The sequence below is a fragment of the Verrucomicrobiia bacterium genome, assembly GCA_019634625.1.
In the GTDB taxonomy this organism is placed as follows: Bacteria; Verrucomicrobiota; Verrucomicrobiia; order Limisphaerales; family CAIMTB01; genus CAIMTB01.
This window is the reverse complement of record JAHCBA010000004.1, coordinates 153,407-168,661: the sequence shown is the minus strand read 5'-3', so window position 1 is coordinate 168,661 and position 15,255 is coordinate 153,407. Positions and strand designations below refer to the sequence as shown.

At 66.3% G+C, this 15,255-nt stretch carries 11 protein-coding genes; 3 read left to right on the top strand and 8 right to left on the bottom strand.

The genetic code is table 11. The annotated features are described in order from the left end of the window. Position 1: 1 nt before the first annotated feature. The 8 genes from KF833_03890 to KF833_03855 all read right to left on the bottom strand — a co-directional run bounded on the left by KF833_03890 (position 2) and on the right by KF833_03855 (position 11,241). On the bottom strand, positions 2-889 hold the full coding sequence (locus tag KF833_03890) for a glycosyltransferase (GenBank protein ID MBX3744427.1): 888 nt from the start codon (positions 887-889) through the stop codon (positions 2-4). A 36-nt stretch (positions 890-925) separates the two neighbouring features. Then, entirely contained in the window at positions 926-3,220 is a 2,295-nt protein-coding gene (locus KF833_03885; GenBank protein MBX3744426.1) for a glycosyltransferase, read from the bottom strand. Between the two features lie 248 nt (positions 3,221-3,468). After that, entirely contained in the window at positions 3,469-5,685 is a 2,217-nt protein-coding gene (locus KF833_03880) for a hypothetical protein (GenBank protein ID MBX3744425.1), read from the bottom strand. A gap of 383 nt (positions 5,686-6,068) precedes the next feature. After that, positions 6,069-7,217: a GNAT family N-acetyltransferase gene (locus KF833_03875; GenBank protein MBX3744424.1), complete on the bottom strand. Its 1,149-nt coding sequence runs from the start codon at positions 7,215-7,217 to the stop codon at positions 6,069-6,071. Positions 7,218-7,330: 113 nt separating this feature from the next. After that, complete coding sequence (locus tag KF833_03870; protein MBX3744423.1) at positions 7,331-8,494, bottom strand: DegT/DnrJ/EryC1/StrS family aminotransferase; 1,164 nt, start codon at positions 8,492-8,494, stop codon at positions 7,331-7,333. A 153-nt stretch (positions 8,495-8,647) separates the two neighbouring features. Then, the gene (locus tag KF833_03865) at positions 8,648-9,172 is read right to left on the bottom strand and encodes an N-acetyltransferase (GenBank protein ID MBX3744422.1); all 525 of its coding nucleotides are present in this window, start codon (positions 9,170-9,172) and stop codon (positions 8,648-8,650) included. A 26-nt stretch (positions 9,173-9,198) separates the two neighbouring features. Next, positions 9,199-10,395 (bottom strand): Gfo/Idh/MocA family oxidoreductase, encoded by a 1,197-nt coding sequence (locus KF833_03860; GenBank protein ID MBX3744421.1) that lies wholly within the window; start codon positions 10,393-10,395, stop codon positions 9,199-9,201. A gap of 48 nt (positions 10,396-10,443) precedes the next feature. Further along, the gene (locus tag KF833_03855; GenBank protein MBX3744420.1) at positions 10,444-11,241 is read right to left on the bottom strand and encodes a sugar transferase; all 798 of its coding nucleotides are present in this window, start codon (positions 11,239-11,241) and stop codon (positions 10,444-10,446) included. Positions 11,242-11,705: 464 nt separating this feature from the next. Between KF833_03855 and KF833_03850 the strand changes: the two genes are divergently transcribed. From KF833_03850 to KF833_03840, 3 genes are all read left to right on the top strand, one after another. After that, positions 11,706-13,106, top strand: coding sequence for an NAD(P)/FAD-dependent oxidoreductase (locus KF833_03850; protein ID MBX3744419.1), 1,401 nt, complete (start codon positions 11,706-11,708; stop codon positions 13,104-13,106). Positions 13,107-13,371: 265 nt separating this feature from the next. Next, positions 13,372-14,067 carry a zinc metallopeptidase gene (locus KF833_03845; protein ID MBX3744418.1) on the top strand — a complete coding sequence of 232 codons (696 nt, stop codon included), beginning with the start codon at positions 13,372-13,374 and terminating at the stop codon, positions 14,065-14,067. A 32-nt stretch (positions 14,068-14,099) separates the two neighbouring features. Then, entirely contained in the window at positions 14,100-15,251 is a 1,152-nt protein-coding gene (locus tag KF833_03840; protein ID MBX3744417.1) for a site-2 protease family protein, read from the top strand. Positions 15,252-15,255: the final 4 nt, after the last annotated feature.

Genomic DNA, 15,255 nt, shown 5'->3' with positions numbered 1-15,255 from the left:
CCTAGCGGGACCAGAAGCTGGGGCGGCCGAGGAGGGCGCGGAACTGCTGGTTACGGAGGAAGCGGATGGCGGGGAGATCCCCGACGCGCGGTGCGGAGGTGAGGTAACCGGTGGTGTAGCCGGACCACAGGGCGGCGGCGGCGAGGACGAACGGCCGTTGAAAGATGCGGCGGCAGCACTTGGCGAACATGAAGACCGGGTGATAGCCGACCACGTAGTTGGCGCGTCCGTTCTTGAACCAGTTGCGCCAGGAACCGTCGGCGCCGCCGGTCTGGCGATGCTGGATGACGCGGAGATGGGCGAGGGTGCGGGTGGTCCAGCCGAGGGAGTTGGCCTTGATTTCGTCGAAGGTATCCCAGCCGGTCATGCGGATGAGGCCGCCGATGTCGTGCCAGCAGGCCTGGCGGTAGATCTTGGTGGCGCCCCGCACGTGGAAGGGGGGATCGCCGGCACCGTCATTGAGGAGCGTGCCGTCCTGGAGGGTCCAGACGGCGCCACCGGCGATGCCGAGGCGGGGTTCCTTGTCGAACTCGGCGAAGCAGGCGGCGAAGTGATCGGGATCGAAGGAGAGATCGCCATCGAGTTTGACGATGAAATCCCTGGGGAAGTCCTCGACGAGGCCGTAGCCGTCGTAGAAGGCCTCGACCACGCCGGCCCCGGGTTTGCGATGTCCGCGGTCCTGGCGGCGGACCGACTGGATCCAGGGGTGGGTGCGGGTGGCGGCTTCGAGGATGGCGGGGGTGCGGTCGGTGGAGCCGTCATCGACGACGACCCAACGGGAGGGGCGTATGGACTGGGCGGCGAGGCAGCCGATCAACCGCTCGAGGTTGGCCTCCTCATTGCGGGCGGGCGTGATGACGACGTAGGAGGGCTGGGAGGCCGGTGTCATGAGAGGAGCGATGCCATCGGAGCCGGACGACCGGGATCAGGGGAGGGGGGCGGCACTGAACGGTTCGGGAGCGAGGCTGGGGCGGTGCTGGGCGCTGTGGAACAGATTGTGGACCATGTGGATCCAGCGGCGGCGTTCCTGGCTCCAGAGGTGGGCTTGGTAGATGTCGCGCCCGCGTTGGACCCGGGCCTGAATCTCGTCCGGGTGTTGATGGATCCAGAGGATCTGGCGGGCGAGGTCCTCGGCGTCGCCGGGTTCGAAGTAGCACATGGCATTCTCCGGGAAGTAATCGCGGATGCCGTGGGTGTTGGGGGCGATGACGGGGCGGCCGAGGGAGAGATACTCGAAGAGCCGGGTGGGGAAATTGAGTTCGGTGAAGGGGGAGCGGCGGTTGGGGACGATGCCGAGATCGGCTTCGAGGATGGCGAGGGCGATGTCGGTCTGGGGTTTGGGGCCGTGGTAGGCGACACAGGATTCGAGGTCCAGTTCCCGGGTGAGGGCGAGGACGGTGTCGAGGAAAGGGGTGCGGGAACCGAAGATGTCGAGCCGGAGGCCAGGGATGTGGTGGCGGGCGATGGCGACGGCGCGGACGAGGGTGTCGATGCCATGGCGATGGACGATCGAGCCGTGGTGCATGAGGCGGAAGGCGGGGGGGCTTCCGGGTTTGGGTGGCGGGCGCTGGGAGGCGCGGGAAGGATCGAAGATGGACTCCTCGGGGGAGTTCATGACGATGCGCATCTTGTCGGGGGGGCAGCCCCGGGAGAGGAAGAGGTTGCGGAAGGCGATGTTGGGGGTGACCGAGAGGTCGGAGAAGGCGATGCTCCAGCGTTCGAGGCGACGGAGGAGCCGGACCAGGGGATGGCGGTCGGACAGGTTGTAGATGGCCGTCATCAGTTCCGGCATGGGATCGTGGAAATCGAGCACGACTTTGGCGCCGAGGAGCTTGGGGACGAGGGCCGAGAAGACCAGGACGTCCGGCATGTTGTGGACATGGACCAGGTGGTATCGGGCGGCGAGGGAGCGGCGGGAGAGGAAGAGGGCGCTGGCGAGGAGGAAGGCGGCGTACTGGACGAAGTAGGTCAGCTTGCTGTCGCGGCGGCGTTTCAGCTGGGACCGGAAGACCTGGACGCCGTGCACGGTTTCGACGGCGGGTTCATGGGGGCCTTCCGAGAGGCAGAAGAGGTCCACCTGCATGCCGGCCTCGACGAGGGCCTCGGCGGCGCGGCGGGGGCGGGGATCGGAGGGATAGTAGGAGTAAAGGATGACGGCGGCGCGGCGGCCGGCGAGGCAGGCGCGCTGGCCAACGGGATCCTCCTCCGGCCGGGCGTCCGGAGTGGAGATCTCGGGGATCGACGGGGCGGGAGCGGGAACCGGGGAAGGGGCGGGACAGGTGTCGCGGTACCAGGCGGCGAGGTCCTTGGGGAGGGGCTGCCAGTAGCGTCCGGCGTAGCGGGTGCGGACGTACTTGAGGAAGTCGAGGTAGTGGGAGGCTGGGAACTGGCGGGCGTTGCGACCCGAGCCGGAAAAATCGAGGTAGTCCGGGTGGACGTTGATCAGCGCCATGCCTCCGCGTTCGACCAGCCAGTCCAGTTTGCGCATCCAGATGGACGGGTCGCGGTGCTGGAGCAGGAGGAAGAGGGTGGAGTCCTGGGGGAGCGTGTAGGGCAGTTCGACGTAACGCCGGGATGCGGAAGGCGGCTGGCCATCGGGCCTGGCGGGGCTGTGGCGCTGGGGGGCCCAGAACGGGAAGATGGTGCCGGCGCCGTCCGGTTGGGGTTCCAGCGGGTCGGTGTCGAAGGTGGAGGCGTCGTAGAGGATGTTCAGGTCATGCAGCCAGTCGAGGTTGTGGTGCATGAAACCGGAGCGGAACCCGACGGCATTCCAGGAGGCGAGGAACTGGTTGATGCGCTGGGCCCGTTCGCGGAAGCCCTGGCGTGAGGAGTACAGGTGGCCGTCGTGGTGGAGGTCGTGGATGCCGACCTCGAAGCCCTGCTCGACGAGCCACGCGCGCAGTTCGGGCGGGACGGAGTAGGGCCCGTCCGGGATGAGGTTGAAGGAGGAGCGGAAGCCGAGCGCGTGTTCGGCCTCGGCGAGCTGCCGGACCTGATGGAGGCCGCCGATGTCTTCGACGTCATGGGTCAGGACGAGGGCGAAGTCATGTCCGTCGGGCCAGCCCGGCCAGTGGGCAGGCACGCGGGCGGAGGCGTCGAGGACGGGCCAGACATCGGCGGAGCGGCGAAGGATGCGCTGTGCGCTCCACCGACGGAGCATCATGCGGGTTCTCCAGGGGAGGTAGGGCTTGAGGAGGTAGTAGAGGCGGTTGCGCAGCATGGTGCTCAGAAAAGGGAGGGAGGGCGGGTATCCGCGGAGCCGGGGCGGCGGACATCCGCGGCGGCACGGGGCCGGGGCAGACTTCGTCCCGGTCGGTTCGCGGGGAGCGACCTGCATTGGTGGACCCGGATGGGACCCATATCCTTGGCGGAGGCGATGCCTCCCTGGGACTGTCGATGAGTGCTCCCGCGCCGGTCGCCGAGGGACGTCCGGGAGGGGGCACCGCACCGGGTGCGACGGCGAGCGGACTACAGGTCCGTATCGACCTTCCGCGGCAGATAGCGCCGGTGCTTGTTCAGGACCGCGGCCACATTGGCGCGGGATTCGGAAAGGAGGGCGACGGCCTTTTTGGCCAGCTCCGACTGGGTTTTCTCGGACTCGACCACGACGAAGGTCATGTCGAGGAGTCCGGCGACCTTGGCGGTGGCGCTGGTCTGGGTGATGGGAGGCAGGTCGAAGATGATGTAATCGTAATCGCTGGCCTTCATCCGTGGGACGAGACCGGACAGGGTCTTGGGGACGATGCCCACCTTGCCGGAGGCGGGATCGGCGAGACTGACCATGTAGAGGTTTTCCTGCACCTTGGCGACCTCGCGGGTTTCCTGTTCGAGGGCATCGCGAATGCCGGCCAGGCGGTGACCGTGTTTGAAGGGCTGGACGGAAGGGCCGCGGTCGGGATTGACGTCCACGTAGAGGACGTTGCCGTCACCGGTTTCGGACAGGGACGAGGCGAGGTTGGTGGCGAGCGTGGTGACGCCCGCGCCGTGGCCGCAGGAGGTGACGCCGACGAGCTTGGGCTTGTGGTTCAGGCCGTGGAGCTGGAAATGCATCATCAGGCGGTCGCGAAGGGCCTCGGCATAGGAATCGATCTCACCCGGGGCGGTGTAGCGGTCCTGGGCGGGTTCCGCGGGCGCATCGGGGGAGGATGGGGCGGGCGGGGGAGCGGGGAGGGCCTTGCGGGCGGTGCCGTTGAGTCGCAGGCGCGGGATGGAGAGGAAGAGTGGAAGGCGCAGGTTGCGTTCGACGTGGACCGGGCGGCGCAGGGTGTTGTCGAGCTGAAACTCGAGGAGGAAGGCGAGGGCGAGTCCGAGCACCAGGCCACCTCCGGCAAGGCCGGCGGCGATGGCCTTCCAGTTGCCGTAATCGGCGGCGGAGGGGGTTGGGTCCTGGGTGCGGGCGATGTTCGGGGTGGAGGAGCGGCCCTGGCTGAGTTCCTCTTCGACGCGGGCCCTTTCGAGGGCGGTGGAGTAGTCCACGTACTGTTTGGCGTCGATCTCGAGTTTGCGTTCGAGGCGGGAGATTTCGTCCTCCCTGTCGTTGACCTGCCGGGCCTGGGCCTGGAGCTGGGCGAGATGATTGGTGAGGGTGGTCAGCCGCACTTCGAGGCCACGGACGGCGGCGATGGCCGCGGTGGGGTCGATGGTCAATTCGGAGGGGCCTCCGCGACCGGACGGCGACGGAGCCGCCATCAGAGCGAGTTCGGGGTGGGCCGTTTCGAGGGCCTCGCGCTTGCGGACGGCTTCGGCGAGGAGGTCGCGGGTGGCGCGGAGGAAGGGGCTTTGCTCGGTGAAGCGGGTGGCCTGGTCCTGCTCCTGGAGGGTGAGGCGCTGGACATTGGCGAGGACATCTCGGTATTCGGAGAGCCTGGCGGGGGAGGCGGTGCTGGCCGGGGCTGAGGCGTCGGCGGACGTGGAGGCGGCGGCGAGGCGGTTGGTGAGGAATCCGAGGGCGACGCGGCGCTCTTCGAGCTGGATCTGGGCGTTGACGATCTCGCCCTCGATCCGGCCGATCTGGTCATTGAAGAAGCGCTTGGTTTCCCGGAGATCGACGACGTTGATGGAGTTTTTCAGTTCGCGAAGTTCGCGCTCGGTCTGTTCGAGCTGGAACCGTCGCTGATCGACCTGCCGGGCCACGTCGTTGAGGGCGTCGAACGACCGATGGACGCGGACATGCATCCGGAGGTAACTGCCGACGAGGTTGGTGAGGACGGTTTGGGCGACGAGCGGATCGGAGTGGCGGAAGGCAATGCGGAGGACGTTGCTGCGCCGGGGGACGCTGACCTCGATGCCCCGGATGACGGCCCGGTAGGCGCTGGTGACGGGGTCCGGATCCTCGGGGTTGCGGACGATGTTGGTGGCGCCGACCGACTCCACGACCTCGCGAACGAGATTGAAGCTGGTGAGCATTTCGAGCTCGGAATTGATGATGTTGTCGCCCCGCGGGTCCGGTGTGCGCACGGTCCCGCTGCCGTCCGGGGTGATGTTCCGGTTTTCGGTGACGAACCGGATATGGAGGCGCGCCTCGGAGACGTAGGTCGGCCTGGCGGTGAAATAGACGCCCGCGGCGGCAATGAGGCCGAGCAGGGTCAGGAGGAGGATTTTTCCTTTGTGGCGGAACAGGACGTAATAGATGTCCTGAGTGCTGAACCCGCCTGAGGATTGGGAATCCGCGGGGCGCGGGTTCACGACAATGGTTTCGCCTGGTCTCACGTTATTGGTCCGTTGTCCGACTGCGCCGGGGAGCGGCGTGACCCGGGTCGAACCCGGTTCGCGGAAATGTCAATGGGAGGGTGGTGGGGAGCTGCTTGGGGTGGAGGCGTTGGGAGCCTGCCGAAAGGGAGGAACGGGCATGGCGCGGCCGGGCCGCGGGATGGGAGCGGGGTATCGCGGCGGGAATGGCGCATGGGCATCCAAGGGGCCGGGTTGCCGCTGGAAGGGAACGAGCAGGTGCAGAAAGCGGCATGGGACGGGGAACGATAGGCAAAGTTTGTCAGGGTCGGGGCGGAGTCGGGAATGTTCAGGGGGCCACGACCTTCATAGTTGAGCGGACTTCATCCATTTATCGGTCGTCAGGCGGCAAGACGATAGACAAATCTGCCGATTAGGGAAGCCAGCGGTTGGGGCATGTGTTGGAAGAGGAGGGTATGCCAGCCGGAGGCGCGGTCCGGGGTGGGAATGGTTTGCCGTGTTCGAAGATCGTATCGGAGGTAGGAGACCATCCGTTCGGAAGATCCCCAGCCGCGTTTGAAGCGTCGAAGGCCTTCGTTGGCCAGGGAAGTGCGACCGAGGTCGAGGCTGGTGGCCCCTTGGCGGGCGCAAAGCCGGATGGCCTCCCGGAAGACAAGATTGTTCGGGCGCAGGGCCTGATGGGTTTCGTCGGAGGCGCCGAACTTGTAAATCGCCTGGGGGCCTGAGAAGAGGAAGACGGCTCCGGCAATCGGGGTCTGGTCTTTGAGCACCAGCAGGACGGTGCCCAATCCCGGGCTGAGCACATGGCGTTGGAGGGCGCTGAAGAACGGGTAGGGCTGGGGAGGGAGACCGTGACGGCGGCGGGTGAGGGCATGGAGCCGGGCGTAGGCGCGGATGGCGTGGGAGTCCTGACCGTGAACGGCTCGAAGGCCGGAGGCCTCGGCCTTGCGGATCGAGCGGCGGACCGCGCTGTCGCACCGATGAAGGGCGGCGGCTTCCCCTTCGGCGAGGTCGATTGTGTGCCCGAAAAACCGGACGGATGCCCGGTCCTCGCGGGTCCAAGTGGCAGCTTCACGGAGTTCCAGCGAGTGCCAACGGCGTTGCCGGCCGAGATCGAATGCCTTGGCGAGCAGGGGCTCGCGCAGGGCGACGTCGCCGAGGTCGCCCGGGACATCCGCGGTCCCGGTCGGCTGCGGTGTCGGGAGAAGCGGCGGACAATGATCGGTGAAGGGCAGGGAAGCGCCCCGCCGGCCCCGGAGGGTTCCACCGACCTCCATGAGAGGCCAGGCGGCCACGGGGCTGCCCTCGTCCTTCCGGATCAGGTAAAGCGGGGTAAAGCCGTAGGCGTCCACCAGCGTCCGGCACCAGGCGGACCGGTGAAAGACGGTGGCGCCCGGATGGCGGGACACCCAGGCATCCCACCCGGGCGAGAGCAGCGGATCGACAACCTCGACCTCGGATCCCGGGTTGGGGAGGAGCGTCCTGGCCGTCGCCGTTGCGGGCTCGAGACGGGTGGTGGGGGAAGCCATGATGGAACTCAGGTCCGTGACTCTCGGGAAGGGTTTCTATTTGGATGGAGGACCGTTGGAGGTGGAGGTGAGTTGGTTTCCCGAGGCGCGTGGGAGTGGACGGATGGGTCCGATCAATTCCCGGTCTGGCGGGAGTTCTGGGGTGTCAAGGCTTCCTGACCGGTGGGGGAGATCTGACCCAGGACGTCAGCGACGCTGGCGGCGACGTACGCAATTTGTTCCTCGGAGAGTTCGGGGAACATCGGGAGGGAGAGGAACTCGTCGGCGCAGCGTTCCGCGACAGGGAACGAACCTCGGGCGTGGCCGAGTTGGCGATAGGCGCCCTGGAGGTGGACGGGGACGGGGTAATGGATGCCGCAATGGACGCCGCGTTGGGTCAGTTCGGCGAGGACTTCGTCGCGGCGGGCCACGCGCACGGCGTAGATATGGAAGATGTGGCGGGCGTAACCGGCTTCGACAGGCAGGACGAGATTGGGCAGGTGTCCGAGCAGTTCGGTGTAACGGCGGGCGTGGGCGCGCCGCTGGGTGTTCCAGCGGGCCAGTTGCCGAAGCTTGATGCGCAGGACGGCGCCCTGGATGCCGTCCATGCGACCGTTCCAGCCGATGTGCTGGTGGTGATACTTGCGGATCTGACCGTGGTCGCGCAGGACGCGGACCTTCTCGGCCAATGCGGCGTCCTTGGTGACGACACCGCCGGCCTCGCCGATGGCGCCGAGATTCTTGCCCGGGTAGAAACTGAAGCAGCCGAAGTCCCCGAGGGTGCCGACGCGTTTGCCCTTGTATTCCGCGCCATGGGCCTGACTGGCGTCCTCGACCACCGCCAGGCCGTGGCGGGCGGCGAACTCCAGGATCGGGTCCATGTCGGCGGGTTGACCGAACAGGTGGACTGGAATGATCGCCTTGGTGCGCGGGGTGAGGGCTTTTTCGAGGGCCTCGGGATTGAGGTTGTAGGTGGATTCGTCAATGTCGGCGAAGACGGGGGTGGCCCCGGTGAAACTGATGGCCTCGGCGGTGGCCATGAAGGTGCCCGGAGCGGTGATGACGTCGTCGCCGGGCCCGACGCCGAGGGCGAGGAGGGCGAACCAGAGGGCGTCGGTGCCATTGCCGACCCCGATGGCGTGGGGTGCCTGACAGAAGGCGGCGAAGTCCTCTTCGAACCGGGTTACGAAGGGGCCGCCGGCAAAGGCGCAGGTGTCGAGCACTTCGCGAATGGCGGCTTCGATTTCGGCCCTGAGAGGGGCGTGTTGAGCTTGGAGATCGAGGAAGGGAACGTTCATGGGGTCAGGGTTGGGGGTCGATGGAATGGAAATAGGATCCTTGGCGATCGGGCCGGCTGCCGCGGGGATGCCCTGCGCCTGGCCGGCGCGCATCCCGTCCTCCTTGGTCGGCTGCGTTACCCCCTGCGGCTATCCGGGGACGACGCAAGCCTGTCAATCGGAAACTGTGTCCTGGGGCGTCGTCGAGTGCGGATCGAGGGTCCGCAGGATGCGGGCCGGGTTGCCAACGACGACGGTGTCGTTGGGGACATCGCGGGTCACCACCGCCCCGGCGCCGACCACGGCGCGTTCTCCGACGGTGATCCCGGCGAGAAGGGTGGCGTTCGATCCGATGGAAGCGCCCCGTTTGACCAGCGTGGGGACGCACTGCCAGTCGGCCTCGCTCTGGGGGCGGCCATCGGGATTGGTGGCACGCGGGACCAGGTCGTTGATGAACATCACTCCGTGGCCCACGAAAACCTCATCCTCGATGGTGACGCCACTGCAGATGAAGGTGTGACTCGAGATCTTGCACCGGCGTCCGATGCGGACGTCCTTCTGAATCTCGACGAACGTGCCGACCCGGGTGTCGTCCCCGATATCGCAACCGTAGAGGTTGACGAAGCCGAAGAGGCGGACGCCTTTGCCCAATCGGACATCGGGCGCCACGCGGAGAAAATCGCCTGCGGGAGTGCTCACGCGGCCAGAGGGGTGAGGGGTTCCGGTCAGGCGGCGGAACCGGTGACGGAGCGGGACGAGCGGCGTCGGCTTCCCGTGGATCGGGTTGCGGCACGGCGTGTCGAAGAACCGGGGCCTCCCGGGACGGCTGCCACCGGTGACTTTGCGGCCTGCCTGGGCGCGGGAGGCAATCCGGCAGGCGGGGCCACCGGGGTCGGCGCGGGGGCGGTCAGGTCCACCGGGGCTCCATTCTGCTGAAGGGAGAGTGAGGAGGCCTCGAGGATGCGGACCAGTTGGTGGGCCTGTTCGCCATCGCTCAGCGGGCGCTGGCCGAACCGGATGCAGTCCACGAAGTGCTGGCATTCGAGCCGGAGCGGCTCCTCCTGGCGGACGTAGGGGACGTACACATCGCCGTAGTGATAGGCGTAGTGAAACTCGGCGAAGGTGTCGTAATGGGGGGGGGAATCGACCCGGGCGTCGAAGATGCGGATCTTTTCGAGGCTTGCCGTGTCGTCATAGACGATCATGCGGCGGCTGCCGACGATGGTCATCTCGCGGGTCTTGCGGGGATCGAGCCAGCTGCTCTGGACGATGGCGGATCGATTTTTGGAGAAGCCGAGCCAGAGGGAGGTGACGTCTTCGACGCGAGGGGAGACGTTGGCGCTTCCGCAGCAGTTCACCCGCTGGGGCAGTTCGCCGAGGATATAGAGGATGATCGAGAGGTCGTGAGGGGCGAGATCCCAGGCGACGTTGATGTCCTTCTGGAACAGGCCGAGGTTCAATCGTCGCGCGGAGATGTACCGCACCTCGCCGATATCGCCGGCGTCCACGATCTGCTTGATGCGGCGCACGACCGGGGAGTAGAGGAATGTATGTCCCGCCATGAGGATGACACCCTTCTGGCGGGCCAGAGCGACGAGTTCCGCGCACTCGGCGGAACTGGTGGCCAGGGGTTTCTCGACGAGGACGTGTTTGCCGGCTTCGATCGCGGCCTTGGCCATGCGGTGGTGAAGGCCGACCGAAGTGGCGACCACCACGGCGTCCAGTTTTCCCTGGGACAGGAAGCGGGGGAAGTCGGTGTACGCCTCGACATCCCGGTAGAGGTTCTGAACATGCCGCAGTCTTTCGGTGTTCAGGTCGCAGATCGCCCGAAGTCTGGCGTCCGGGAGGGAGGCAAAATTGCGGATGAGGTTGGGCCCCCAATAGCCGCATCCGACGACACCGACGTTGATTTTGGCAGACATGAGCTGGGAAGGGAGATGCATGGGCGACGCCGGTCAGCGCGCCCCGGATCATCCGACAACGCCTGAGCCGTCCGCAGTAGCAATCGGCACAGGTTGGCTCCGGCTTAAGCGCTGTCTTCCCGTTTGTGCCCGATTCCAGAGTGCGTACACCAGTTGGAGCATCAGGGCCTTGGGCGTGGCGACAAGAATGCGGAGATCCAGCCAGAGCGACTGGGTCCGCACGTACTCGATGTCGAGGCGAATCATTTCCAGGAACGTGGTGCGATTCTTGCCGCGCACCTGCCAGAGGCCGGTCATGCCCGGGAGTCCGGCGAAGCGCTCGCGCTGCCAGGGTTGAAACTGCTGCGCCTCGTAAGGAATACAGGGGCGGGGACCGACCACGCTCATTTCGCCCCGGAAGACGTTGTAAAGCTGGGGCAACTCGTCGATGCCGAGGGCTCGAAGGATCTTGGCACCCGGGAGCAACCGGGGATCCACCGTGTCGAGCTTCTGCATGGGCTTGTCACTGGCCAGGATCTGCTTGAGGTGCTGCTGGTGGGACGCGGTGCTGCAATCAGGCTGCATGGTGCGCAACTTGAAGCACTTGAAACGACGTCCGCCCCGTCCGACACGTTCCTGGACGAAGAGCAGGGGGCCGTGCGAGACGAGGGAAACCCACGCTGCCGCAAGGAGAAATACGGGGCCGACCACCGGCAGAACCATGAGCAGCAGGAACACGTCCAGGACCCGTTTCCAGGTCGGGACGGGAATTGCTTCCGGAAATCCCTCCAGATTGCCGGAGGCGGGTCCGAAGGGTTGTGTGGTGGGAGCGCCCATGCTGGAGGGGCTCATGCTGGGAGTGCTCATGCGCGGTTCCCTCCCTGGGCTGGGCAATCTGTTCTGACCGCTGCGGCCCCTTCGAGGGGCTGCCGGACGCCTTTGACGGCTCCGAATGCACTGAAACGACTCTTCAACATAATGGAACGACTTATTGACCTCCCGCTACAACGAGGCGTCATGGGAAACGCAGGTAGAGGAAAACACGGCGGGAGAAGGGCGTCAACGGGAAAATAGGGAATTTTCTCAGACCTAATGCTTTAGTCTTATAGGGTTCAGCGCCTGCCTTAGGCGAGTTGGGTGGAATTGCCGTAACTACTTGAATGTAAGTACGTTGGATTTCTCTGGAAAGTCGGGGGGCGGGGTGCGTTTTCGGTCGGGTTAAGGAAACGCCGTAGAAAACGGGGGGGCAGGTGCCTGAAGCGACCCGTTCAGCGACCCGGTTTGAGGTGTGGGCTTGCCTTGGGGAGGGAGCCCACCAGCCTTGGCCTCCGATGAATCGAAACGGAGCGTCCAGAGGCTGGGATTACGATGTCGCCGTGATTGGCGGAGGAAGTGCCGGCTACGCGGCGGCTCGAACCGTGGCCGCCGCAGGACGGCGGGCAGTCGTCGTGGACGGCGCCGACACCTTGGGCGGGCTATGCATCCTGCGCGGGTGCATGCCGACCAAGGCGCTGCTGTGGGCGGCGGAGATCCGGCACTGGATGCGGAACGCCCGGACGTGGGGAATCGAGCCGGTTTCCGGCACGTTTTCGTGGGCGGACGTCCTGGCGCGCAAGGACGCCCTCATTCGGGAGTTTGCCGAGTACCGGCAGGGGCAATTGAAGGATGGGCGGTTTGACCTGATCCGCGAGCGGGCGCGATTCCTCGATGGACACACCCTGGCGCTGGGAGACGGTGGGGACCGTTTGACGGCGGATCAGTTTGTGGTGGCGACGGGATCAACCGTGAGCCCGCCTCCCCTGGCTGAGCTGGACGACGCGGGTTTTCTGACCAGCGACGAACTCATTCATCTGCCGACGCTGCCGGAGTCGATGATCGTCCTGGGCGGCGGGGCCATTGCGCTGGAGTTCGCCCAGATGCTGGCACGATTCGGGGTCGAGGTGACCGTGATCCAACGGAGCGCGCGGGTGCTCAGTGGCTTCGATGCGGATGTCGGGGAGGCGTTGGAGGAGGCGCTGAGGGCAGAGGGGATCACCGTCTGGACCGGGACCGGACTGCTGTCTGCAAGGCGGGAGGGGGCGGATCGGGTGGTGCGCTTCCGCCATGGGGACGACGAGCGGGAATCCCGGGCGGAGGCGGTGCTGCTGGCGTTGGGGCGGCGGCCGAACCTGGACGGGTTGGGGTTGGAGACGGCGGGGGTTCGGGTTGAGGGCGGGCGGATTGTCACGGACGCCCGGATGCGGACCCGTGCCGGGAACATCTTTGCGGCCGGGGACTGCACGGGGCCGCACGACATCGTGCATCTGGCGGTTCGGCAGGGGGAGATCGCGGGGCACAATGCGGTGGATCCGGACCGGCCGTGGGAGATGGATTATCGATTGCTGACGCGGGTGGTCTTCACTGAGCCGCAGGTGGCGGTGGTGGGATTGGGAGAGCGGGAGGCCGGGAGGCAGGGCATCCCGCACCGGGTGGCGCGGTACCGGTTCGAGGACCACGGGAAGGCGCTGATCATGGGGGCGCGCCACGGGTTCGTGAAGCTGCTGGCGGATGTGGAGGAAGGTCGGATTCTGGGTGGGGCGTGCGTCGGGCCCATGGGCGGGGAATTGATCCACGAGATTGGGGTGGCGATGAGCGCGGGACTGACGGCCGCGCAGCTGGCGGCGGTGCCGCATTATCACCCCACGCTGGCGGAGATCTGGACCTATCCGGCGGAGGAGCTGGCGGAGGGATGAGGCGTTGCGGAGCTTGTCCCCGCGGGACGGCGGAATTCCGGGAGTACCGAGTCGGAGGGGGCCGTCAACAATTGTATGTCTGACGCAGTATATCTCTGTCGTCAACAAAAGGTTGCCTGACTTACTATTGGCCAACGCCTCTCCCGATCGGCTGGGGCCTTGGCAGCGTGGGGATGGACGGAAGATGGCCGTGGTGTCGTGTTTCTGTTGAACCGGGCGGGCCTTCGGCTAAAGCTGCCCGGCAAAAATCGGAGACGAAGACGTTATGAGCGCACTGTTCTTGTTGGTGTTTCTGGGGACGATGGGGCTGGCGCTGCTGGCCCAGATGTACGTGAAGTCGATGTTTCGCCGGTACAGTCGGGTGCCGGGATCGAGCGGGTACACGGGGGCGCAGGTGGCGGCGGAGATCCTGCGGCGGAACGGCATCACCGAGGTGAGCATCCACGAGCACCAGTCCTTTCTGGGCGACCACTACGATCCGCTGCACAAGCGACTGGTGCTGTCGAGCGACGTGTACCATGGGAATTCGCTTTCGGCGCTCGGGGTGGCGGCCCACGAGGCGGGACACGCGATCCAGCACAAGAATGCGTACCTGCCCCTCCAATTGCGGATGCTGGCCGTGGGGGCGACGAACTACGCGAGCCAGTTGGTGATGTGGCTGCCGATCATCGGGATGGTCACGGGGCTGTTCCAGACCTACACGGGCCTGGCGCTGATGGCGGCGGGGTGGGGGGTGATCATGCTGTTCAATCTGATCACGCTGCCGGTCGAGTACGATGCCTCGCGGCGGGCGAAGGACATGTTGTCGCGGCTGGGGTTCCTGCGGACGCCGCAGGAGGGGCAGGGGGTGGCGGCAGTGCTGAACGCGGCGGCGCTCACGTATGTGGCGGCCTTCATCACCTCGCTGGCGTACATGCTGATGTACCTGCTGCCGCTGCTGATGGGACGATCCCGGGATTGACTCCGGACCGGGGCGGGTGAGGGGATGCGGTCATGAAATGGTCGTTGCGACTCGGGCGCTACGCGGGGATCGACGTGTATTTGCACGTCACCTTCGTGTTGTTTCTGGGGTTCATTGGGACCGCCATCTTCCTGGGAAGCCGTTCGATGGCGGCAGCGATCCACGGGGTCTTCTTTCTATGTTCCGTGTTTGGCTGCGTGCTGCTGCACGAGTACGGGCACGCGCTGGCGGCGCGGCGGTATGGGATCCGGACGCGGGACATCACGCTGTTGCCGATCGGGGGGGTGGCGAGGCTTGAACGGATGCCGGACCGGCCGTTGCAGGAGTTGTGGGTGGCGCTGGCGGGGCCGGCGGTGAATGTGGTGATCGCCGTGCTGCTGGTTCTCTGGCTGCTGGCGACAGGGCAACGGCTGGGGACGGGATCGATGGGATTGATGGAGGGCTCGATGGCCGCCCGGCTGTTGGTGGTGAACACGATGCTGGTGGTGTTCAACATGATCCCGGCGTTCCCGATGGATGGGGGGCGGGTGTTGAGGGCGCTGCTGGCAATGAGGATGGAGTACGCGCGGGCGACGCAGATTGCCGCCTCGCTGGGGCAGGGGATCGCCCTGATCTTCGCGGTGTTTGGGTTGCTGGGGCTGTTGGGGGGCATGGGGAACCCGCTGTTGCTCTTCATCGCCCTGTTTGTCTGGATCGGGGCGAGCCAGGAGGCGGGGCTGGCCCAGTTCCGGTCGAACCTGTCGGGGGCGCGGGTGCGGGACGCCATGGTGACACACTTCGCCGTGCTGGGGCCCTCGGACCCGCTGGCGCGGGCGGTGGACCTGGTGCTGGCGGGGTCGCAGCAGGATTTCCCGGTCGTGGATGGGCGCCGGGTTGTGGGGGTGCTCACCCGGCAGCAACTGGTGGCGAGTCTGGCGGAGCAGGGGAAGTGGGTGCCGGTGAGTGCGGCAATGGATCGAAACTTCATCGTGGTCGAGGCTTCCGGGGATCTGAACGAGGTCCTGGCAGCGCACAGCGGCCGGGGCCAGGGACTGGTGCCGGTGGTGGAGCGGGGTGAACTAGTCGGGCTGCTGACCTGGGACAATGTGACGGACTATGTGCTGATCCGGTCGGCCTTGAATTCCGGGCGTCGCGGGTCTTCCGGACTGCCACCGATTCTGCATGACCGGGGGGCCAGGTCCTGATCCG